Below are 21,043 nucleotides of genomic sequence, written 5' to 3'. Positions count from 1 at the left end.
CTGCGGGCGGGGTGTCCGGGAAGCGTGCCGAAGCCGGCGGAGGGGGTGGGCTCACGGGGTCCATGGCACGGGGTGAGAAAGGCCGAAGGCCGGGAAAACGCGGCCGACCGTCAGAGGAGGCCGATGCGGAACCGGACCCGTCGCGGCCATCGGAGCCGTTGCTCTGAGACACGGTACGAGGATCAGGACCGTTGTTCGGAAAGTTCGTGCGGGCATCAGGAGCAGTACCCGGAGACACCGCGCCGGCATCAAACCCGTTGCTCGCAGACCCAGTTCGCGCATCAGGGCCGTTCCCCCGGAACATCCCGCCGACATCGGACCCATCGTTCTGCGGTGCCGTAGGCCTCCCGTTACCGCGGTCCCACCACCCCGTACTGGACCCGTCGCTCCCGCTCCCCGCCGAAGCCGCACCGGAACCCGGCGCGAACGGCTCTCGCCCACTCCTCGAAGCTCCAGCACCCCCGGCAGTCCCCGAGTTGCCCGCCCCCGACGCACCCGTGCCCATACCCGTGCCGTCGCCCGGTCGCGGCGCATCCCCCGACGCCCGTCGCCCCCGCGCATGCGCGCCCGAAGCAGGCCGCCGCTCCGACGACCCACCGTTCGTCGGCGCCCCCGGCATCCCCGGCGCACTCCACGCATCCCACGCACTCGAAGTACTCGACGCACCAGGCCTGTTCGGCGCACCCGGCGTCCCCTGCCCACCCCTCGAAGCGGAACCCGGAGCCACCCCCGAGACCGGACCCGAACCGGAACCGGAGGCCGGACCCCAAGCGGACCCCGAGGCCGGACCAGAAACAGAACCCGAGCCCGGAACCGAAGGAGAACCCGAAGCCGAACCCGGAGCCGAACCCGAAGTGGCCCCTGACCCAGCCGCCCCCGCCGTACCCGAATCCCCCACAGAACCAGAATGCGGTCGGTCCAAGTCCTCGCCCGTTGCCTCGTCGGCCGTCGGCCGCCCCGCCGAGTCCGTCACGTTCCCCGAATTCGTCCCGTTCGCCGGGTTCACCGAGCCCGGCGGGCGGTGCGGCGGCGTCGAACCCGCCGGTCCGGGGGCGCGTCGCGCTTCCGTGCTCATGCACCCCCCGTTTCCTCGTACCCGGGCCACCGTTTGTTCGCACGCGGGCCGGTGTACTCCTGCCCCTGCTCGTATACGGACCGGCGTCCACCCCGCTCTCACCCGGCACGACACAAAATCAAAGTCGTCCCGAGCACGCATACCCGCAGCGGTGGACCGCCATCCCGGGCGCGGTCGAACGACCGGCGGCGTTTCCTCCGTGCGTGCGCGTCACTCTACGGGTTGACCCCGCTCGAACGGGAACCAGTCCACACCCCCGGGGCATCTGCCCGGAACGTCCCCCTACCCTGCGGTAATCCTGTCTGGCAGGCTGCGTCCATGACTGCGCGCGCCGCCGACCGGGCCCGTTACGACCGGGCCACCGCCCACCTCGACGCCCCCGTCGCGATCGTCGACCTGGACGCCTTCGATGCCAACGCGGACGATCTCGTCCGCCGGGCCGGGGGCAAGCCGGTCCGCGTCGCGAGCAAGTCCGTCCGCTGCCGAACCCTCCTCGAACGCGTCCTGGCCAGGGACGGCTTCGCGGGCCTGATGTCCTTCACCCTCGCCGAGTCGCTCTGGCTCGCCCGTTCCGGGTTCGAGGACGTCCTCCTCGCCTACCCCTCCGCCGACCACGCCGCCTTCGGCGAACTCGCCAACGACCCCAAACTCGCCGCCGCCGTCACCGTGATGATCGACGACCCGGCCCAGCTCAAACTCATCGACGACTCACGCGACGGCGGCACCGAAGTCATCCGCGTCTGCCTGGAGTTGGACACCTCGCTGCGCATGCTCGGCGGCCGCATCCGCGTCGGCGCGCTCCGCTCCCCGCTGCGCACGCCCGCCCAACTCGCCGACATCGCCCGGACGGTGTCCCGCCGTCCCGGCTTCAAGGTCGTCGGGATCATGGCCTACGAAGGTCACATCGCCGGTGTCGGTGACTCCGTCGCGGGGCGGCCGTTCCGCTCGCGCGCCATCCGGCTGATGCAGGCCACCGCCAAGCGCGAACTCGCCGAGCGGCGCGCGGAAGTGGTGCGCGCGGTCAGGGCGGTCGTGCCCGACCTGGAGTTCGTCAACGGCGGCGGCACCGGCAGTGTGCAGCACACCGCCGCCGAGGACGCCGTGACCGAGATCGCGGCCGGTTCCGGGCTGTACGTGCCGCGCCTCTTCGACAACTACACGTCGTTCCACGGCCGTCCGGCCGCGCTCTTCGCCATGCCCGTCGTACGACGCCCGGGCGTCGGCGTCGTCACCGTCCTCGGCGGCGGCTACCCCGCCTCCGGCGCCCCCGGCCCCGACCGGCTCCCGGTGCCGTACCTCCCGGAGGGCCTGCGCTACGACCCCCAGGAAGGGCCCGGCGAGGTCCAGACGCCGCTGCTCGGCTCCCCCGCCGACGATCTCCTCATCGGCGACAAGGTGTGGTTCCGGCACGCCAAGGCCGGTGAACTCTGCGAGCGCTTCGACGTGTTGCACCTGGTCGAGGGCGACGCGGTGACCGCGACCGTGCCGACGTATCGCGGCGAGGGCATGACGTTCCTCTGACGGACCGGCAGTGAACGAACCCACAAAAACGCACGACGGCCCGGAAGTTCTTCCGGGCCGTCGCTGTGTGCTGTGCGACCGACTTCACATCGGCGTGACGTACGCCCCCGAAATCCCGCCGTCCACAAGGAAGTCGGCGGCGTTGACGAACGATGAGTCGTCGCTCGCCAGGAAGGCCACGGCGGCGGCGATCTCGGTCGCCTCCGCGAAACGGCCGACCGGGATGTGCACCAGGCGGCGCGCGGCGCGCTCGGGGTCCTTCGCGAACAGCTCTTGCAGGAGCGGGGTGTTGACCGGTCCCGGGCACAGCGCGTTGACGCGGATGCCCTCGCGGGCGAACTGCACGCCCAGTTCACGGGACATGGCGAGGACGCCGCCCTTGGAGGCCGTGTACGAGATCTGCGACGTCGCCGCGCCCATCCTCGCCACGAAGGACGCCGTGTTGATGATGGAACCCTTGCCCTGGCGGCGCATGTACGGGATCGCGGCCTTGCAACACAGGTACACCGACGTGAGGTTGACGTCCTGGACGCGCTTCCACGCCTCAAGGCCCGTGTCGAGGATGGAGTCGTCGTCCGGCGGTGAGATGCCCGCGTTGTTGAAGGCGATGTCGACACTGCCGTAGGTGTCGAAGGCCGTTTTGAAGAGCGCCTCGACCTGTTCGGGGTCGGTGACGTCGACCTTCACGAACAGCCCGCCGACCTCGTCGGCCGCCGCCTTGCCGTGCGTCTCGTCGATGTCGCCGCAGACGACGTTGGCGCCCTCGGAGGCGAGCCGGCGCGCGGTGGCGAGACCGATGCCGCTGCCGGCTCCGGTGATGACGGCGGTACGGCCGACGAGACGCCGGCAAACAATCTCTGAGGTCACTGTGCGGGGCCCTCCGTGCTGGTGGAGACGTTGGTGGGGGAGACGTCGCTGATGAAGACGTTCTTGGTTTCGGTGAAGGCGGTGAGCGCGTCCGGGCCCAGTTCGCGGCCGATCCCCGACTGTTTGAAGCCGCCGAAGGGGGTCCAATAGCGGACGCTGGAATGGGAGTTGACGGACAGGTTGCCCGCCCGGACGGCCTGCGAGACGCGCAGGGCGCGGCCGACGTCGCGGGTCCAGATGGAGCCGGAGAGGCCGTAGTCGGTGGCGTTGGCCAGCGCCACGGCTTCCGCCTCGTCCTCGAAGGGGAGGACCACGGCGACGGGTCCGAAGACCTCCTCGACGGCCACGCGCGCGTGCGGGTCGACGCCGGTCACCACTGTGGGCGGGAACCAGAAGCCGGGGCCCTCGGGCGCCTTGCCCCGGATGCCGGCCAGGTCGTCCGTGACGTACGAACGGACGCGCTCCAGCTGAACCTTGGAGATCAGCGGGCCCATGTCCGTCGTCTCGTCGGCCGGGTCGCCGACGCGGACAGACTCGACAGCCGGAGCCAGCAGCTCCAAGAACCGGTCGTAGACCGAGCGTTGGACGAGGATGCGGGTGCGGGCGCAGCAGTCCTGGCCGGAGTTGTCGAGGAAGGACATGGGGGCGGCGGCTGCGGCGGCCTCGATGTCCGCGTCGGCGAAGACGATGTTGGGGCTCTTGCCGCCGAGTTCGAGGGTGACGCGCTTGAGGAGCGCCGAGCCCTTCGCCAACACCTGTTTGCCCACGGCCGTAGACCCGGTGAACACGATCTTCGCGACGCCCGGGTGCTCGACGAGGGCGGTGCCCGTGACCGGGCCGTGGCCGGGCAGCACCTGGAAGAGACCTTCGGGAAGGCCTGCCTCCAGGGCGAGTTCGGCCAGCCGGAGCGCGGCCAGCGGGGTCGTCTCGGCCGGCTTGAGGATGACGGCGTTGCCGGCCGCGAGCGCCGGGGCGGTGCCCCACGCGGCGATCGGCATCGGGAAGTTCCAGGGGGCGATCACGCCCACCACGCCCAGCGGTTCGAGGATGGTGATGTCGAGGCCGCCCGCTACGGGGATCTGCCGCCCCGTCAGCCGCTCCACTCCCCCGGCCGCGTAGTCCAGCAGGTCACGGACGTTGCCGGCCTCCCAGCGGGCGTTGCCGACCGTGTGCCCGGCCTCCCGCACCTCCAACTGGGCCAGTTCTTCGAGGTGTTCGTCGACGGCGGCCGCGAAGCGGCGCAGCAGCCGGGCCCGGTCCGCGGGCGGCAGGGCCGCCCACTTCCCCTGGGCCCGAGCGGCGCGTACGACGGCGGCGTCCACGTCGGCCGCGGTGGCGGCGGGGACGGTGGCGAGGACCTCCTCGGTGGCGGGGTTGAGTACTTCCAGCGGGTGCTCGGCAGGCAAGGGTGTCCTCACAGACGGTCGTCGGCGGGCAAAGCGGTCCTCACAGACGTTCGAAGGAGCGGCGCAGCTCCCAGTCGGTGACGGCGGCGTCGAAGGCGTCCAGTTCGACGCGTGCCATGTTGCGGTAGTGCGCGACGACCTCGTCGCCGAAGGCGGCCTTGGCGATCGGGCTGTTCTCCCACAGCTCGGCGGCCTCGCGGAGATTGGTGGGGACGTGCGCGTAGTCGCCGCTGTAGGCGTTGCCCGCGCAGGCCTCCGGCAGCTCCAGCTTGTGCTCGACGCCGTAGAGCCCGGCCGCGACGAGCCCCGCCACCGCGAGGTGGGGATTCACGTCCCCGCCGGGCAGCCGGTTCTCGAAGCGCATCGAGCGGCCGTGGCCGACGATCCGGAGGGCGCAGGTGCGATTGTCGTAGCCCCAGGCGACGGCGGTCGGCGCGAACGAACCCGGCTGGAACCGCTTGTACGAGTTGATGTTCGGGGCGTAGAGCAGCGAGAAGTCGCGGAGCGCGGCGAGCTGTCCGGCGAGGAAGTACCGCATGACCTCGGACATGCCACCGGGGTCGTCCGACGTCCCCGCCATGGCGTTGCCGCCGTCCGCGTCGGCGAGCGAGAGGTGGATGTGGCAGGAGTTGCCCTCGCGCTCGTTGTACTTCGCCATGAAGGTCAGCGAGACGCCTTCCTGGGAGGCGATCTCCTTGGCGCCGGTCTTGTAGATCGCGTGCTGGTCGCAGGTGACGAGGGCGTCGTCGTAGCGGAAGACGATCTCGTGCTGGCCCGGGTTGCACTCGCCCTTGGCGGACTCGACGGTCAGCCCGGCGACGGTCATGTCGTTGCGGATCCGGCGCAGCAGCGGCTCGATACGCCCGGTCCCCATCACCGAATAGTCGATGTTGTACTGGTTGGCCGGGGTGAGCCCTCGGTAGTTGGCGTCCCAGGCCTGTTCGTACGTGTCCTTGAACACGATGAACTCCAGCTCCGTACCGACCTGCGCGGTGAATCCGTGCTCGGCGAGGCGCTCCAGCTGGCGGCGCAGGATCTGGCGGGGTGCGGCGACCACCGGCGATCCGTCGTTCCAGGCGAGGTCGGCGATGAGCAGGGCGGTGCCGGCGTTCCAGGGCACACGGCGGAGGGTGGTCAGGTCCGGGTGCATGGCGAAGTCGCCGTAACCGCGCTCCCAGGAGGACATGGCGTAGCCGTCGACCGTGTTCATCTCGGTGTCGACGGCGAGGAGGTAGTTGCAGCCCTCGGTGCCGTGCCGGAGCACGTCGTCCAGGAAGAACTGGGCGGCGAACCGCTTGCCCTGCAGCCGCCCTTGCATGTCGGGGAAGGCCAGGACGACAGTGTCGATCTCACCACTGGCGACGAGGCGTTGAAGTGCCTCGACGCCCAGTGGGGGTGTGCGGTCTGCCACGGGAAAGCCTCCTTCGGCTTCTACGGTCAGCCGGAAGCCATAAGGTATTGCGGAGAACCATTGCTTGGGAAGGGGGTGCCGCCATATGTCGCTGGATGCGGAGAACGGGCTTGAGGACCGGTTGACCCCGGTACTGCGGCCGGTGCGGGCGGGCAACGGCTTCGAAGAGGCGCTGGAACAGATTCTGCAGGTCGTACGGCTGGGTCTGGTGCCGGGGGGCGAACGGTTGCCGGCCGAGCGGGAACTGGCCGAGCGGCTCGGGATCAGCCGGGTGACGCTGCGCGAAGTTCTGAAGGTACTGCAGGACCAGGGTCTAGTGGAGTCGCGGCGCGGGCGCTACGGCGGGACGTTCGTTCTGCCGAAGTCGGACGCGGGCGGCGAGGACGAGCTGCGGCGGCGGATCAGCGCGGTCGACATCGAGGACGTGCTGCGCTTCCGGGAGGTGCTGGAGGTCGGCGCGACGGGCCTGTGCGCGACCCACGGCCTGAGCGGTGAACAGGCGGGCCGCCTGCGCGACGCCCTGGCCCGCACGCACGACGCCCCGCTCGCCGACTACCGCCGCCTGGACACCCTGCTGCACCTGACCCTGGCCGAGCTGTGCGGTTCACCGACCCTGACCGCACAGTACGCGGCGGTACGGGCCACGGTGAACGACCTCCTCGACTGCATCCCCCTCCTGGTCCGCAACCTGGAGCACTCGCAGCGCCAGCACATCGCGCTGGTCGAGGCGGTCCTGGACGGGGACGCGGACGGGGCGCGGGAGATGATGCGGGAGCACTGCGCGGGGACGGCGGCGCTGCTGCGGGGGTTCCTGGCATGACCGCCTGACCAGCGGGGTAGTTCAATGGTTCCCACGGAGTCCATTCAATTCGCTTCACGTCGGAGGGGTGCATGGCGGGCAGGCCGCTGATCGGTATCAGTACGTATCTGGAGGCCGGAGCGCGTTGGGGCACCTGGGAGTTGGAGGCGGCCCTGCTGCCGGCCGGCTACCCACGGCTCGTGCAGCGCGCGGGCGGCCTCGCCGCGATGCTGCCCCCCGACGCCCCCGAACACGCCGCAGCCACCGTGGCCCGCCTGGACGCCCTGGTGATCGCGGGTGGCCCCGACGTGGAACCGGTCCGCTACGGCGCCGACCGCGACCCCCGCACCGGCCCGCCGGCCCCCGCCCGGGACGCCTGGGAACTCGCCCTGATCGAGGCCGCGTTGACCGCGGGCATCGCCCTCCTGGGCATCTGCCGGGGAATGCAGCTCCTGAACGTCGCCGTGGGCGGCACCCTCGTCCAGCACATCGACGGCCACGCGGAGACACCGGGCGTCTTCGGCCACCACCCGGTCAAGCCGGTACCGGGAACCCTGTACGCCTCCGCGGTACCGGAGGAGACCTCGGTCCCCACCTTCCACCACCAGGCCGTAGACCGCCTGGGCGCGGGCCTCACGGTGTCGGCCTGGGCCGGGGACGGCACCCCGGAGGCCGTCGAACTCCCGTCCGCCGACTGGGTGTTGGGGGTCCAGTGGCATCCCGAGATGGGTGAAGACCTGCGGGTGATGCGGGCGTTGGTGGAAGCGGCCGCGAAAGCCCGCTAGCCCTGCGTCAGCGAGAGCAGTTCCCGCGCCGGTCCCGTCGGCCGGTGGCCCGTGGGCCAGACCGCTCTCAAGTCCCGGGCGAGCGTGACCCCTTCGACCGGGATGCGCACCAGCCTCCGCATCGACAGCTCCTCCCCCACGGCGAGTTCGCTCAGCACCGCGGGCCCGGCTCCGCTCACCGCCGACGCCTTGACCGCCGTGGTGGACGACAACTCGATGAGCGGGCGGGCCAGGCCGCCCAGCGCCGCGTCCAGCACCTGCCTCGTGCCCGAGCCCTTCTCCCGCAGGATCAGCGGCGTCGACGCCAACTCCTCGGCCGGGACCGGGCGTTGGCGGCGGGCCCAGGGGTGGGTCGGGGCCGTGACGACGATCAGGCGGTCGTGGGCGATCACCGTGGAGTCCAGGCCGGGTGGGACCGACAGGCCCTCCACGAAGCCCAGGTCGGCCTCGTCGGCGAGGAGGCGTTCCGCGACCGTGGTCGAGTTGCCGGCCAGCAACGAGACGGCCGTGTCGGGGCGTTGGGAGTGGAGGGCGAGGAGCCAGCCCGGGAGGAGGTACTCGGCGATGGTCATGCTGGCGGCGACGCGGAGGCGGGAGTCGCGGCGGTGCCGCAGGGCCTGGGCGCCCGCGTCGAAGGCCGCGGCCGCCTCGACGACGCGGCGGGCCCAGTCCGTGACCAGGGCCCCGGCGTCGGTCAGGCTCGATCCGCGCGGTGAACGGTCGACCAGGGCCACGCCGAGCTGCCGCTCCATGGAGCGGATGCGGCTGCTGGCGGCCGGCTGGGTGATGCCCAGTTCGCGGGCCGCGGCGCCGAGGCTGCCCAGCCGTGCCACGGCAAGCAGCAGCTCCAGCGCCCCGAGGTCCGGTACCCGGTGCGCGATCGACCCGCCCCGCTGATCGTCCGTCTCACTCCCGCTCATAAATCCAGTTTATGTCCCCATAGACACATACTCCCTGGTCGCGTGTCTCAGTCGGCGAGACGGTGGAGGCATGGTCACCGCAGTTCGTCATCTCGGACCCAACTGGTACGCCTCCGTCATGGGCACCGCCATCGTCGCCACGGCCGGTGCCGGGCTCCCGCTCCACCTCCCGGGACTGCGCACGGCCTGCACCGCCGTCTGGGCCCTCTCCCTCGCGATGCTGCTGGCCCTGCTCGCCGCCCGGACCCTGCACTGGACCCACCACCGCGACCAGGCCCGCGCCGATCTCCTCGACCCGACCATGGCCCCGTTCTACGGCTGCCTCGCGATGGCCCTGCTGGCGGTGGGCGGCGGCACCCTGGTCGTCGGCCAGGACTGGATCGGGCTCCGGGCGGCGGTCGTGCTCGACACCGTGCTGTTCGGCACCGGCACGGTCATCGGACTCACGGCCGCCGTCGCCGTCCCGTTCCTGATGGCCGTACGGCATCACGTGCATCCCTCGCAGGCGACCCCCGTGTGGCTGCTGCCTGTGGTCGCGCCCATGGTGTCCGCGGCCCTCGGTCCGCTCCTGGTGCCCCACCTGCCGCCCGGGCAGCCCCGGGAGACACTGCTCCTCGCGTGCTTCGCGATGTTCGGACTGAGCCTGCTGGCAACGCTGTTGATGCTGCCGCTGGTCTTCGCCCGGCTCGTCACCGGCGAACCGCTGCCCCTCGCACTCACCCCGGCACTGTTCCTCGTCCTGGGCCCACTGGGCCAATCCACCACCGCCGTAGGCAAGTTCGCGGACTTCGCCCCCGGCGTCGTACCCGCCGCGTACGCCCAGGGCTTCAGCCTCCTCGCCGTCCTCTACGGCGTCCCCGTCATGGGCTTCGCGCTGCTCTGGTCCGGCCTCGCCACCGCACACGTCGTCCGCGCCCGCCGCCAGGGCATGCGCTTCACGATGACCTGGTGGGCCTTCACCTTCCCGGTCGGCACCTGCGTCACCGGCGCCGAGTCCCTGTCCCACCACACCGGCCTCGCCGTCTACGACGTGCTCGCGATCGTCCTCTACGGCGTCCTGGTCGCCGCCTGGGTCACCGCCGCCGTGCACACGGCCCGCGGCCTGCTCAGCGGCGAGCTGCTCGCAGGGCCGCGGCCAGCACCCGTGGCGCTTCGCCCAGTGACGGCCCGTACCAGGTGAGATGCCGGCCGCTGACGAGCGCGCAGGCCAGCCCCTCGAAGGCCTCCGGTCCGTCGTCGGCCGTGAAGCGGTACGGCTCGTCCGGGAGGACCACCAAGTCCGGTGCCGCCGCCCGTAGTTCGTCGACCGTGGCGCGCGGGTAACGCTCGGCGTGCGTCGCGTACAGGTGGTCGACTCCCAGCCGAGACAGCACATCACCGGCGAAGGTGTCCCGGCCCAGCACCATCCAGGGCCGACGCCAGACGGGGACCACAGCGGTTCTGCGGTCGTCCGGTTCCGGCAGCTCCGACCACGCCCGCTCCGCCTCGTCCAGCCAGCGCGGTCGTGGCGGAGCACCGCATGCGTCCAGGACCCGGGTCAGTTCGCGGAAGGCCTGCGGTACGTCGCGCACCTCGGTGACCAGGACCTCGACTCCCGCCTCGCGCAAGGCCGTCAGGTCCGGTGCGCGGTTCTCCTCCTCGTTGGCGATCACCAAGTCGGGGGCCAGGGCGAGGATCTGGTCGAGTTTCGGGTTCTTGGTGCCGCCCACACGCGTCACGTCGAGGTCCGGCGGATGGCTGCACCAGTCCGTCGCGCCGACCAGAACTCCCGGCAGGGATACGGCGATCGCCTCGGTGAGCGACGGTACGAGGGAGACGACGCGCATCAGCGCTGGCGGTCCTGGACGGCCTCGATGTGCTCGGCCACCGCGACCACGACGACCCGGGTGTCCGGCACGGTCGCGCGCCAGCGGTGACGGACACCGCCGGTCAGGTACATCGTGTCGCCGCGCACCAGCCGGTACGCGCGCCCCTCCGCCTCGATCTCCACGGCGCCGTCCGCGACGTACATCAACTCGTCGTTGCGGTGCTGGAACTCGCGCCCGGCGTCGTGGTCGCCGGTGAACTCCGAGGCGTGCAGCTGGTGGTGACCCCGTACCAGCGAACGCATCCGGGGTGCCCCGACCGACTCGGGCTCCTCCGCGCGGACGACGTCGACGCTGCACGCGGGGTCGGCGGCGGCGAGGAGTTCGACGGCCGTGGTGCGCAGGGCGTCGGCCACCTTCTCCAGGGAGCTTCGGCTGGGGCGGGCCCGGTCGTTCTCGACCTGGCTCAGGAAGGGCACCGACAGGCCGCTGCGTTCGGCCACGACGGCGAGGGTCAGGGACAGCGCGCGGCGGCGTCGCCGTACGGCCGCGCCCACCCGAAGGGGCTGTTCTTTGTGGTCGCCCATCGCTCCGGCTCCCTCCTTCGCTCGTCGGTTTTCAGTTGCCTCTGATGAGTTCTCTGCACCCTACGCATGTTCGGCAAACCGTTTCATGCGCCTGTCACATCCACGTCACACAGCGTGCGATCGGACGTCATGATTCTGGCCAGTCCGTACGGGCCGGCCGACCCTCGATCGGCGCGGGACTACCTCTCTACTCTTCAATGCGTACGCGGTCGACTGTGTTCCCGCTCACCTCTCGGGCCTGATTGCGGGGTTTCGTAGCGCTATGTGGTTGGCCGGATCCTTTTCGTACCGGATCGGGGCACCGACAAAGGTGGGCCCCGCCGCACGAAGGGGGGAACGTGCGGTGAGGCCCACCTCTGGGACGGCGGCTCCGGGACTGTCAGGTCACCCGGCCGCCTGGCTCTTCTGGTTCTTCGCGACCGGCGCCAACTGGTCGACGAGGCCGGGGTGCTGCTTCAGCCAGGTGCGGACGGCGTCCTGCTCCTGGCCCTTGCCGGACTTCTGGATCTGCGCCTCCAGACCGGTGAGCTGGGACTCGGTCATCCTGAAGTCCTTCAGCCACTTCCCCACGTCGGGGTTGCCGTCGGCGAAGCCCTTGCGCGCGACGGTGTGCACGCCGTCGCCCTTGCCCCAGGCGTTCTTCGGGTCCTTGAGCTTCTTCAGCTTGTAGTCGCTGTACGCCCAGTGCGGCGACCAGAGCGTGACGACGATCGGCTGCTTCTTGGCGTACGCCCGCTTCAGCTCGGCCAGCATCGCCGGGGTGGAGCCGTCGACGACGTCGTAGGAGCCCTGGAGGCCGTACTCCTTGAGCACCTTGGTCTTCAGGAGGCCCATCATTCCGGCGCTCGGTTCGATGCCGGTGATCCTGCCGCCGAACTCGGAGGCGTGGGTCTTGAGGTCCGCGAGGGTGTTGACGTCCTTCACGTACGACGGGACGGTCAGCTCCAGGGACGTGGAGCCGTACCAGCTGCCGAGGTCGTCGAGCTGCTTGCCGTACTTCTTCCAGTACTCGGCGTGCGTGGTGGGCAGCCAGGAGTCGGTCTGGAAGTCGACCTGGCCGGTGGCGAGGCCGGTGTACAGCGGGCCGGCCGCGTACTGGGTGGTCGTCACCTTGTAGCCGCGCTCCTCCAGGATCTCCTTCCAGAGGAAGGTGGAGGCGATTCCCTCGTCCCAAGGGATGTAGCCGATGGTGATGTTCTTGCCCTTGCCGACGTCGGTGGCGGAGGCCGCCTTCGTGCCGGAGGAGGAGCCGAAGACGCCGATGCCGCTGGCCACGAGGGCGAGGACGACCACGCCGATCACGGCGAACGCCGGGCGGGGGCGGTAGTTCCAGGGCTTGGCGGTGCCGGCCGCGCGGGCCTTGGCGGCGGCGCGGCGGCCGAGCGGGGAGATCTGGGTGCCGAGTGCGCTGGTCATACGGTCGAGGTAGATCGCGAGGACGACGATGCCCACGCCCGCCTCGAAGCCGAAGCCGATGTCGAGCTGGCCGATGGCCTCGTTGACGGCGCCGCCGAGGCCGCCGGTCCCGACCATGCCGGCGATGACGACCATCGACAGGCCCAGCATGATGACCTGGTTGATGCCCGCCATGATCGTCGGGAGCGCCAGCGGCAGCTGGACGCGCAGCAGGGTGTCGCGCGGTGAGGTGCCGAACGCCTCGGCGGCCTCGACGAGTTCGGCGTCGACCTGGCGGATGCCCAGCTCGGTCATGCGGACGCCGGGGGCGAGCGCGAAGATCAGGGTGGCGATCACGCCTGCCGAGGTGCCGAGCCCGAAGAAGAGGATCGCCGGGATCAGCAGCACCATCGACGGCATCGTCTGGAGCAGGTCGAGAGCGGGCCGTACGACCGTGCTGACCGTCTTGGAGCGGGCCGCCCAGATGCCCAGCGGGATCGAGATCACCAGGGCGATGACGGTCGCGACGAGCACCAGGGCCAGGGTCGACATGGCCCGGTCCCACAGGTCGAGCGAGTCGATGAGCAGGAACCCGGCGAAGGCCAGGACACCCGCGACCAGTCCGCGCAGCCACCAGGCGATCACGGCGAAGATGCCCGCGAGGAGCAGGGGTTCGGGGGCGGTGAGGACGGCGTTGATGCCGTCGTACATGCCCTCGACGACGGTCTTGATCGCGTCGAAGAGCCAGGACATGTGGGCGAGGAGCCAGTCGACACCGGAGTCGACCCAGTCGCCGAGCGGGAGCCTAGGCATGGGCGGTCACCTTCTCGCCGCCGTCGCGCGGACTGACACAGGGGGTGGGTTCGTGCTGCTCGTCGCCGAGGAAGGCGACCAGGCGCTGCCGCGGGACGACACCGACGAGTTCGTGGTCCTTGTCGAGCACCGCGACGGCGTGCGTGAGGCGGGCGCTGATCGCGCACAGGTCGTTGAACGGCGTGTCCGGCGTCGCGGTCTCACAGGCGCAGTCGGCTTCGTCGCCGCGCAGGTCGGTGTCCATGACGGAGCTCGCGGTGAGGACCCGGGAGCGGTCGACGTCCTGGATGAAGGAGGAGACGTAGGCGTCGGCGGGGCGGACGAGGATGTCCTCGGCGGTGCCGGTCTGGACGATGCGGCCGTCGCGCATGACGGCGATGCGGTCGCCCAGGCGCATGGCCTCGTTGAGGTCGTGCGTGATGAAGACGATCGTCTTCTTCAACGACTTCTGCAGTTCCAGGAGTCGGTCCTGCATGTCCCGGCGGATCAGCGGGTCGAGCGCGCTGAACGACTCGTCCATGAGAAGCAGGTCGGCGTCGGTGGCGAGGGCGCGGGCCAGGCCGACACGCTGCTGCATACCGCCGGACAGCTCGTCGGGCCAGGAGTCCTCCCAGCCGGCCAGGCCGCACAGGGCGAGCGCCTCGTCGGCGCGGGCTTCGCGCTCGGCGCGGGGCACGCCCTGCACGGACAGGCCGTAGGCGGCGTTCTCACGGACGCTGCGGTGCGGGAAGAGCGCGAAGTGCTGGAAGACCATGCTGATCTTGCGGGCGCGGACCTCGCGGAGTTCGCGATCGCCGAGCGCGGTCAGGTCCTGGCCGTCGAAGAGGACACGGCCCGCGGTGGGCTCCAGGAGTCCGTTGAGCATCCGCAGGAGGGTCGACTTGCCGGAGCCGGACAGGCCCATGACGACGAAGATCTGGCCCGGTGCGACGGAGAAGGAGGCGTCGATCACGGCGGCTGTGGTGCCGTCGGCGCGCAGTTCCTCCCGGTCGGCTCCTTCACGGAGCCGTTCGACTGCCTGGTCGGGTCGTCTGCCGAACACCTTGTACAGATGCTCGGCTTCTAGCCTGGCTGACACGCGTACCTCTCGATCGGGGGCAGGACGGGAGGCGACGGCGAGAGACCTGAAGGGCCCTCGACGGTTGAATGTGCAACCGGCATCGCTCCGAGGCCGCGCCTTCCCAGGCTTCCCGGGCGCAAACACAGGAGTGGTCCAGCTCACCAGCCAGGGGTGTCCGCGCTTCCGGAGCCGGCGGTGCTGGTCGCTCCGGGTGACAGGGAGGGGTGGTCGTCGCCCCGTCGTGCGGCATGATGCGAGGCGTGACCGGACGACTGATGCTTCTCGACACCGCCTCGCTCTACTTCCGCGCCTACTTCGGCGTCCCGGAGTCCGTGAAGGCGCCGGACGGGACGCCGGTGAACGCCGTGCGCGGGCTGCTCGAATTCATCGACCGGCTGGTCAAGGACCACCGCCCCGACCAGCTGGTGGCGTGCATGGACGCGGACTGGCGGCCGCAGTGGCGGGTCGACCTGATCCCCACCTACAAGGCGCACCGCGTCGCCGAGGTGCGCGAGAGCGGCCCGGACGCGGAGGAGATCCCGGACACGCTCTCGCCACAGGTGCCGATCATCGAGGCCGTCCTGGACGCGCTCGGCATCGCGCGCGTGGGCGTCGAGCCGTACGAGGCCGACGACGTGATCGGCACGTTCACGGCGCACGCGAAGGGCCCGGTCGACATCGTCACCGGCGACCGCGACCTGTACCAGCTCGTCGACGACGCCCGCGGGATCCGGGTCCTGTATCCGATCAAGGGCGTCGGCTCGCTCCAGGTCACCGACGAGGCGTTCCTGCGCGAGAAGTACGGCGTCGACGGCCGCGGCTACGTGGATCTGGCGCTGCTGCGCGGCGACCCCAGCGACGGTCTGCCCGGCGTCCCCGGCATCGGCGAGAAAACGGCGGCGAAACTCCTCGCCGAGTTCGGTGACGTGCCCGGCATCATGGCGGCGATCGACGACCCCAGGTCGAAGCTGACGCCCTCGCAGCGCAAGCGCCTCGACGAGTCGCGGCCGTACGTCGCGGTCGCGCCCAAGGTCGTCCGGGTCGCCGACGACGTACCGCTGCCCGATGTCGACCCGGCGCTGCCGCACGCCCCGCGCGACCCGGAGCTGGTGGGCGCACTGGCGGAGCGCTGGGGGCTGGGCGGATCATTGCAGCGACTGCTCACCACGCTGGGCGCGTAAGCATTGTTCTTGCCCTTTCTTTCTTGCCTTTCACAGAGAATGTAGTGCTAGCTTAGGTAAGCCTAAGCATGGGAATCTGGGAGGCCGTCATGGCAGAACGTCCGGCACGGAAGCCGCGTAAGCCCCACTCCGCGCAGGTCGTCCGCACCGAGCGCCTGACCCCTCACATGCAGCGCGTGGTGCTCGGTGGCGAGGGTCTGGCCGGGTTCTCGGCGGACACCTGCACCGACCATTACGTGAAACTGCTGTTCCCGGCCGGGGGCGCGGTCTACCCCGAGCCCTTCGACGTGGAGCGCATCCGCGCCGAGTTCCCGCGCGAGCAGTGGCCGGTGACCCGCACCTACACCGTGCGCGCCTGGGACCCCGAGCACCTCGAAATGACCCTGGACTTCGTGATCCACGGCGACGAGGGCCTCGCCGGCCCGTGGGCGACCCGCGTCCAGCCGGGCGAGACCGTCCACTTCATGGGCCCCGGCGGCGCCTACGCCCCCGACGCGGGCGCCGACTGGCATCTGCTCGCCGGTGACGAGAGCGCGCTGCCCGCGATCGCCCGTGCCCTGGAGTCGCTGCCCAAGGGCGCCACGGCCCACGCCTTCGTGGAGGTCTCCGGCCCCGAGGAGGAGCAGAAGATCGACTCCGACATCGAGGTCGTCTGGCTGCACCGCGGCGACCGTCCCGTCGGCGAGGCGCTCGCCGAGGCCGTACGGGCGCTGGAGTTCCCGGAGGGCCGGATGCACGCGTTCGTGCACGGCGAGGCGGCCTTCGTGAAGGACCTCCGCGCCCTGCTGCGCGTCGAGTTGGCGATCCCGCGCGAGGACCTCTCGATCTCCGGCTACTGGCGCCTGGGCCACAACGAGGACGGCTGGCAGGCGTCGAAGCGGGAGTGGAACGCGAAGATCGAGGCGGAGCAGGAGGGCGTTGCCGCGTAGGTGCGCCACAGGGGGTGCCACGACGGAGCATTGGCGTCTGCCGCGCCGTCGTGGCTGGTCGCGCCGTTCCCCGCGCCCCTTTCGGGGCGCTTATACCGACCGTTGGTATGACCTGAACGTGCGGATCGACAGCCAAACCGCTGCCACCGCGAGTGCCAGCAGCGCGCCGCCGCGGGTGAGCACGTCGCCCCAGTCGGGGTGCTCGCTCATCGCTGAACGGCCCGCCACCATCGCCCAGTTGAGCGGGTTGAAGTCGGCGATGTGCCGCATCCACGAGGGCATCTGGGACGGCGCCATGAAGGCGCTGGACAGGAACGTCAGCGGCAGCAGCAGGAAGGTGTTGATGCCGATGATCGACTCCCGCTGCCGCACCAGCATGCCGAGCGCGTTGGACAGTGCCCCGAAGACCGTGCCCAGCAGCACGGAGGCCACGATCAGGATCGCGATGCCGGCGATGCCGCCCGGGTAGTCGGCGCCGCCGAGCAGACCGAGCAGCACGATGATCGCCGACTGGAGCGCGGTGACTAGGCCGTTGTTGACGACGTTGCCGTTCATCAGCGCGGCCCGGCTGACCGGAGTGGTCAGGAAGCGGTTCAGCGTGCCGCGCTGGATCTCCTCCAACGTGCCCATGCCCGCCCACATGTTGGAGCTGAGGGCGCTCATCACGACCACGCCCGGGACGAGGTAGTCCAGGTACGAGGTGGTGCCGAAGCCGCCGAGTTCGACGACCTTCTTGAAGAGGTTGCCGAACAGGAACAGCCAGATCACCGGCTGGATGAGGGTGATGACCGCGAAGGCGGGCTGCCGTGCGAACACCATGAGTTGACGCTGCGTCATGTACCAGGTCTGGGAGACGGCGGTGCTCATCGCGCACCTCCGGCGACCGCGAGCTGCCCGGTGCTGTTCGCGTCGGCCTCGGAGTAACGGCGGCCCGCGTAGCGGAGATAGACGTCGTCCAGCGAGGGACGGGCGACGGTCGCGCTGGCGACTCCGACTCCGGCCCGCTCGAACGCCGCCAGCAGGACGGGCATCGCGGCCGCTCCGTCGTCGGCGCGGGCACTGACCCGGCGCCCGTCGACCAGCACCTCGCGCACGCCCGGCAGTCCGACGAGGGTGTTCCGCAGCAGCGTACGACCGGCGTCGCCGACCCCTTCCCCCCGCAGCTCCAAGTGGACGGCGTCGCCCCGGAGTTCGCCCTTGAGCGAGTCGGGGGTGCCCTCCACGACGACCCGGCCGCGGTCGACGATCGCGATGCGTTCGGCGAGCCGGTCGGCCTCTTCGAGGTAGTGCGTGGTGAGCAGGATGGTCAGCCCCTCCTCCCCCGCGAGCCGGCCGATCTCGTCCCACATCGCGGTGCGGGCCTCCGGGTCCAGGCCGGTGGTGGGCTCGTCGAGGAAGAGCACCTCGGGCCGGTGCACCAGGCCGAGCGCCACGTCCAGGCGGCGGCGCATACCGCCGGAGTAGCCCTTCACCGGACGCTTCGCGGCCTCGGCGAGGGTGAAGCGGTCGAGGAGCTCGTCCACCCGCTTCGCGAGGGCGGTGCCCCTCAAGCCGTAGAGCCGGCCCTGGAGTTGGAGGTTCTCGCGGCCGGTCGCCGTCGGGTCCGCGCCCGAGTTCTGGGCGACCACGCCGATCGCGCGGCGGACCCGGTCGGGGTGGCGCAGCACGTCGTGGCCGGCGACGGTGGCCGTGCCGGAGTCGGGCCTGGCGAGGGTGGTGAGGATCTTGACGGTGGTGGACTTGCCGGCGCCGTTCGGCCCGAGGAGGCCGAAGACGGTGCCGGGCTCGACGGTGATGTCCATGCCGTTGAGGGCGGTGACATCGCCGGAATAGGTCTTGATCAGTTGACGCGCCTCGACCGCGGGCGCACGGGTACTGCCCATGACAGCTCTCCAAGGAATGAGCGGATGTGCGATGTGAAAGGTCACGACTGATCCGCGTGAAGAGCGCCCGGCTATCCTGGGTGTGCCGCACCTCGATCGCCTGGCTTCGCCGCACGGCGGGTCAGTTCGGGGTTCGTGACCCCGGCGGGGCTGCTCCAACAGCCCGGTCGGGGTTCTTCGTGTCTAGGTGAACTCCGTCGGCAGCTCCCCCGTTTCGTGGAAGCGGCGCCAGCCCTCGACGCCGGGCAGTGAGCCCTTCTTGATCTCGTCGACGAGACCCCGGATCCACTCCGCCTGCGCCCGGACCATGTGCAACTGGTACTCGCTCTCCACCAGGAAGAGCCGGGGCAGCGTCTCGTACAGCTTCTCCAGCGCACCGCGCGCGCTCGCCGCCTGGAGGTCGAGGTTCTGCACCCGCTCCTCAAGAAGCCGCACCACCTCGTCAGGGTGGATGACCCCGACGAGCGGAAGCGCGGTCTCGAAGATCGGGAACTCCTTGACCGGCACGGCCAGCAGGTCGGAGAGCCACTCGACGGCTTCCTCGCGGCCCGCGTCGGTGATGCCGTAGACCGTGCGCTCGGGGCGGTTCCCCTGCCGCTCCACGTCGGTGACCTCGACGAAACCGTGTTTCTCCAGGTTCTGCACGACCGTGTAGAGCGAGCCGTAGTTGATCTTCGTGGTGCTGTCCTTGCCCTGGCGGCGCAGGGTCTGGGCGATCTCGTACGGATGCATCGGGCCCTGCCAGAGGGTGACCAGCACGGTGAGTGCCAGCGGGTTGCCGAGCTTGCGGCGCCTGGGCGGCATGGCCATACCTCGCTTCCGAATATCCGTGGCCGAACATATCGCGAGTGCGCGCCAAGCGTCAACACACACGATGTATCGCGTTTTGACGGCGAAGGCAAGAGCGTGAGGACTTAGGCCCGCCGCGGACACGGCGGCGTGACGCGGCCGAAACAGCCTCTCCCTAATTTCTGTCACCCGACAGGAATTCCGCTGTCGCCGTCAGGATTCCGCTCTCCTGCGCCGAAGGCAGGTGCCGCCGTGACCACAACCACCACCTCCGACATACGCCCCGACCCGCCCCACTCCTCCCCTTCCCCCGACGACGCCTCACTCGCGGAGTTCGGCTACCGCCAGGAGCTGCACCGCAGCCTCGGCCGGTACGCGTCGTTCGCGGCCGGGTTCTCCTTCATCTCCGTACTGACGACCGTCTTCCAGTTCTTCGCCTTCGGGTACGCGTTCGGCGGCCCCGTCTTCTTCTGGGCCTGGCCGATCGTGCTGGCCGGCCAGCTCCTGGTGGCCGCCTGCTTCGCGGAACTGGCCGCGCGCTACCCGATCTCGGGCGCGATCTACCAGTGGTCGTCACGCCTTTCCAACGCGACCTTCGGCTGGTTCGCGGGCTGGATCATGGTGATCGGCCAGATCGTGGTGGTGGCGGCGGCCGCCCTGGCCCTTCAGATGGTGCTGCCGGCGATCTGGTCGGGCTTCCAGCTGGTGGGCGGCGACCCGGCCCCCACCTCCCCGGACGGCGCGGCCAACGCGGCGGTCCTGGGCGTGATCCTGCTGGTCCTGACGACGCTGGTGAACATCCTCGACAACCGCGTGATGTCGGTCATCAACCGGGTCGGCGTGACGGCGGAGATCATCGGCGCGATCCTGATCGTCGTCCTCCTCCTGACCCACTCGAAGCGGACCCCGAGCATCACCTTCCACACGACCGGCAGCCTGGAGGGCGGACTGCTCGGTGCCCTGCTGGTCGGCTCGTTCACGGCGGCGTACGTAATGATCGGCTTCGACAGCGCGGGCGAGATGAGCGAGGAGACCCACAACCCGCGCCGCACCGCGCCCCGCACGATCCTCACCGCGCTCAGCGCCGCCGGCCTGCTCGGCGGCCTGATCATCCTCGGCGGCCTGCTCGCGGCCCCCAGCCTGACCGACGGCCACCTGGGCGTCGACGGCCTCAGCTACGTCCTCACGAGCAGCCTCGGCGACGGCGTCGGCAAGGCGTTGCTGGCGGACGTGGTGGTGGCGATCGCGGTAGCGACCCTGGCCATCCAGACGGCGGCCTGCCGCATGCTCTTCTCCATGGCCCGGGACGGCCAACTCCCGTTCTCCGCCCGCCTGTCCAAGGTCAACCCCCGCACCGGCATGCCCAGCGCCCCCGCCATCGTCGTGGGCATCCTCTCGGCCGCCCTGCTCCTCCTCAACTTCGCCTCCCCGGACGCGTTCCTCGCCATCGGCACCACCTGCATCGTGATGCTGTACCTCGCGTACGCGATGGTGACGGGCCCGCTGCTGTTCCGCCGCGTGCGCGGCGAGTTCGAGGTGGCCGGCACGGACGAGACGGGCGCGCGCCTCTTCTCCCTGGGGCGGTGGGGAGTACCGGTCAACGCCTTGGCGCTCGTCTACGGCCTCGTCATGACGGTCAACCTGGCGTGGCCGCGGGCCGCCGTGTACGACCCGGCGGGTGGGCACTGGTACTTCCAGTGGTTCACGGTGTTGTTCCTGGTGGTGACGGTGGGGGCCGGCTTCGGGTACCGGGCGTACCGCGCCCGTACGGTCGCGGAGGAGGCTCCCGAAGCGGTCCCCGCCTGACCCCACCGCCT

At 70.5% G+C, this 21,043-nt stretch carries 18 protein-coding genes; 7 read left to right on the top strand and 11 right to left on the bottom strand.

Annotated elements, in window-relative coordinates; genetic code table 11:
• Positions 1 to 1,393 precede the first annotated feature (1,393 nt).
• Entirely contained in the window at positions 1,394 to 2,596 is a 1,203-nt protein-coding gene (locus ACGFY9_RS33665; RefSeq protein ID WP_393760454.1) for an amino acid deaminase/aldolase, read from the top strand.
• An 84-nt stretch (positions 2,597 to 2,680) separates the two neighbouring features.
• Here the strand turns inward: ACGFY9_RS33665 and ACGFY9_RS33660 are convergent, their stop codons facing one another.
• Genes ACGFY9_RS33660 through ACGFY9_RS33650 form a run of 3 tightly spaced genes read right to left on the bottom strand, consistent with a single transcriptional unit; the run spans position 2,681 to position 6,280 of the window.
• Entirely contained in the window at positions 2,681 to 3,463 is a 783-nt protein-coding gene (locus ACGFY9_RS33660; protein ID WP_318015271.1) for a 3-oxoacyl-ACP reductase, read from the bottom strand.
• Positions 3,460 to 4,869: an aldehyde dehydrogenase family protein gene (locus ACGFY9_RS33655; RefSeq protein ID WP_393760452.1), complete on the bottom strand. Its 1,410-nt coding sequence runs from the start codon at positions 4,867 to 4,869 to the stop codon at positions 3,460 to 3,462. Before ACGFY9_RS33655 ends, ACGFY9_RS33660 begins: the two co-directional genes overlap by 4 nt.
• A 40-nt stretch (positions 4,870 to 4,909) precedes the next feature.
• Positions 4,910 to 6,280: a glutamine synthetase family protein gene (locus tag ACGFY9_RS33650; RefSeq protein ID WP_393760450.1), complete on the bottom strand. Its 1,371-nt coding sequence runs from the start codon at positions 6,278 to 6,280 to the stop codon at positions 4,910 to 4,912.
• 85 nt (positions 6,281 to 6,365) lie between these two features.
• On the opposite strand from ACGFY9_RS33650, the gene ACGFY9_RS33645 reads away from it, so the two are divergent.
• Entirely contained in the window at positions 6,366 to 7,100 is a 735-nt protein-coding gene (locus ACGFY9_RS33645) for a FadR/GntR family transcriptional regulator (RefSeq protein WP_393760448.1), read from the top strand.
• Positions 7,101 to 7,171: 71 nt separating this feature from the next.
• Positions 7,172 to 7,864 carry a gamma-glutamyl-gamma-aminobutyrate hydrolase family protein gene (locus tag ACGFY9_RS33640; protein WP_393760446.1) on the top strand — a complete coding sequence of 231 codons (693 nt, stop codon included), beginning with the start codon at positions 7,172 to 7,174 and terminating at the stop codon, positions 7,862 to 7,864.
• Here ACGFY9_RS33640 and ACGFY9_RS33635 read toward each other — a convergent pair.
• Positions 7,861 to 8,784: a LysR family transcriptional regulator gene (locus ACGFY9_RS33635; protein WP_393760444.1), complete on the bottom strand. Its 924-nt coding sequence runs from the start codon at positions 8,782 to 8,784 to the stop codon at positions 7,861 to 7,863. The two genes, ACGFY9_RS33640 and ACGFY9_RS33635, sit on opposite strands and share 4 nt — an antisense overlap.
• 70 nt (positions 8,785 to 8,854) lie before the next feature.
• On the opposite strand from ACGFY9_RS33635, the gene ACGFY9_RS33630 reads away from it, so the two are divergent.
• A complete protein-coding gene (locus ACGFY9_RS33630; protein WP_393760443.1) occupies positions 8,855 to 9,964 on the top strand; it encodes a TDT family transporter in 1,110 nt (369 codons plus the stop codon).
• Here ACGFY9_RS33630 and ACGFY9_RS33625 read toward each other — a convergent pair.
• From ACGFY9_RS33625 to ACGFY9_RS33610, 4 genes are all read right to left on the bottom strand, one after another.
• The gene (locus ACGFY9_RS33625) at positions 9,891 to 10,610 is read right to left on the bottom strand and encodes a helical backbone metal receptor (protein WP_393760442.1); all 720 of its coding nucleotides are present in this window, start codon (positions 10,608 to 10,610) and stop codon (positions 9,891 to 9,893) included. The two genes, ACGFY9_RS33630 and ACGFY9_RS33625, sit on opposite strands and share 74 nt — an antisense overlap.
• Complete coding sequence (locus tag ACGFY9_RS33620) at positions 10,610 to 11,176, bottom strand: XRE family transcriptional regulator (protein ID WP_327405312.1); 567 nt, start codon at positions 11,174 to 11,176, stop codon at positions 10,610 to 10,612. Before ACGFY9_RS33620 ends, ACGFY9_RS33625 begins: the two co-directional genes overlap by 1 nt.
• A 384-nt stretch (positions 11,177 to 11,560) precedes the next feature.
• Positions 11,561 to 13,384 (bottom strand): ABC transporter permease/substrate binding protein, encoded by a 1,824-nt coding sequence (locus ACGFY9_RS33615; RefSeq protein WP_393760440.1) that lies wholly within the window; start codon positions 13,382 to 13,384, stop codon positions 11,561 to 11,563.
• A complete protein-coding gene (locus tag ACGFY9_RS33610) occupies positions 13,377 to 14,462 on the bottom strand; it encodes a glycine betaine/L-proline ABC transporter ATP-binding protein (protein ID WP_393760438.1) in 1,086 nt (361 codons plus the stop codon). The genes ACGFY9_RS33615 and ACGFY9_RS33610 overlap by 8 nt, the downstream gene beginning before the upstream one ends.
• A gap of 233 nt (positions 14,463 to 14,695) precedes the next feature.
• On the opposite strand from ACGFY9_RS33610, the gene ACGFY9_RS33605 reads away from it, so the two are divergent.
• A complete protein-coding gene (locus tag ACGFY9_RS33605) occupies positions 14,696 to 15,625 on the top strand; it encodes a 5'-3' exonuclease H3TH domain-containing protein (RefSeq protein WP_393760507.1) in 930 nt (309 codons plus the stop codon).
• A gap of 89 nt (positions 15,626 to 15,714) precedes the next feature.
• Entirely contained in the window at positions 15,715 to 16,554 is an 840-nt protein-coding gene (locus ACGFY9_RS33600) for a siderophore-interacting protein (protein ID WP_393760436.1), read from the top strand.
• A 90-nt stretch (positions 16,555 to 16,644) separates the two neighbouring features.
• Here the strand turns inward: ACGFY9_RS33600 and ACGFY9_RS33595 are convergent, their stop codons facing one another.
• The 3 genes from ACGFY9_RS33595 to ACGFY9_RS33585 all read right to left on the bottom strand — a co-directional run bounded on the left by ACGFY9_RS33595 (position 16,645) and on the right by ACGFY9_RS33585 (position 19,241).
• Positions 16,645 to 17,421: an ABC transporter permease gene (locus tag ACGFY9_RS33595; protein WP_393760434.1), complete on the bottom strand. Its 777-nt coding sequence runs from the start codon at positions 17,419 to 17,421 to the stop codon at positions 16,645 to 16,647.
• On the bottom strand, positions 17,418 to 18,437 hold the full coding sequence (locus ACGFY9_RS33590) for an ATP-binding cassette domain-containing protein (RefSeq protein ID WP_393760432.1): 1,020 nt from the start codon (positions 18,435 to 18,437) through the stop codon (positions 17,418 to 17,420). The genes ACGFY9_RS33595 and ACGFY9_RS33590 overlap by 4 nt, the downstream gene beginning before the upstream one ends.
• Before the next feature lie 183 nt (positions 18,438 to 18,620).
• Entirely contained in the window at positions 18,621 to 19,241 is a 621-nt protein-coding gene (locus ACGFY9_RS33585) for a PadR family transcriptional regulator (RefSeq protein WP_393760430.1), read from the bottom strand.
• A gap of 237 nt (positions 19,242 to 19,478) precedes the next feature.
• Between ACGFY9_RS33585 and ACGFY9_RS33580 the strand changes: the two genes are divergently transcribed.
• A complete protein-coding gene (locus tag ACGFY9_RS33580; protein WP_393760428.1) occupies positions 19,479 to 21,032 on the top strand; it encodes an amino acid permease in 1,554 nt (517 codons plus the stop codon).
• Positions 21,033 to 21,043: the final 11 nt, after the last annotated feature.

The sequence above is a fragment of the Streptomyces sp. NPDC048504 genome, from assembly GCF_043200035.1.
Lineage (GTDB): Bacteria > Actinomycetota > Actinomycetes > Streptomycetales > Streptomycetaceae > Streptomyces.
This window is presented reverse-complemented; position numbering and strand designations above follow the sequence as displayed.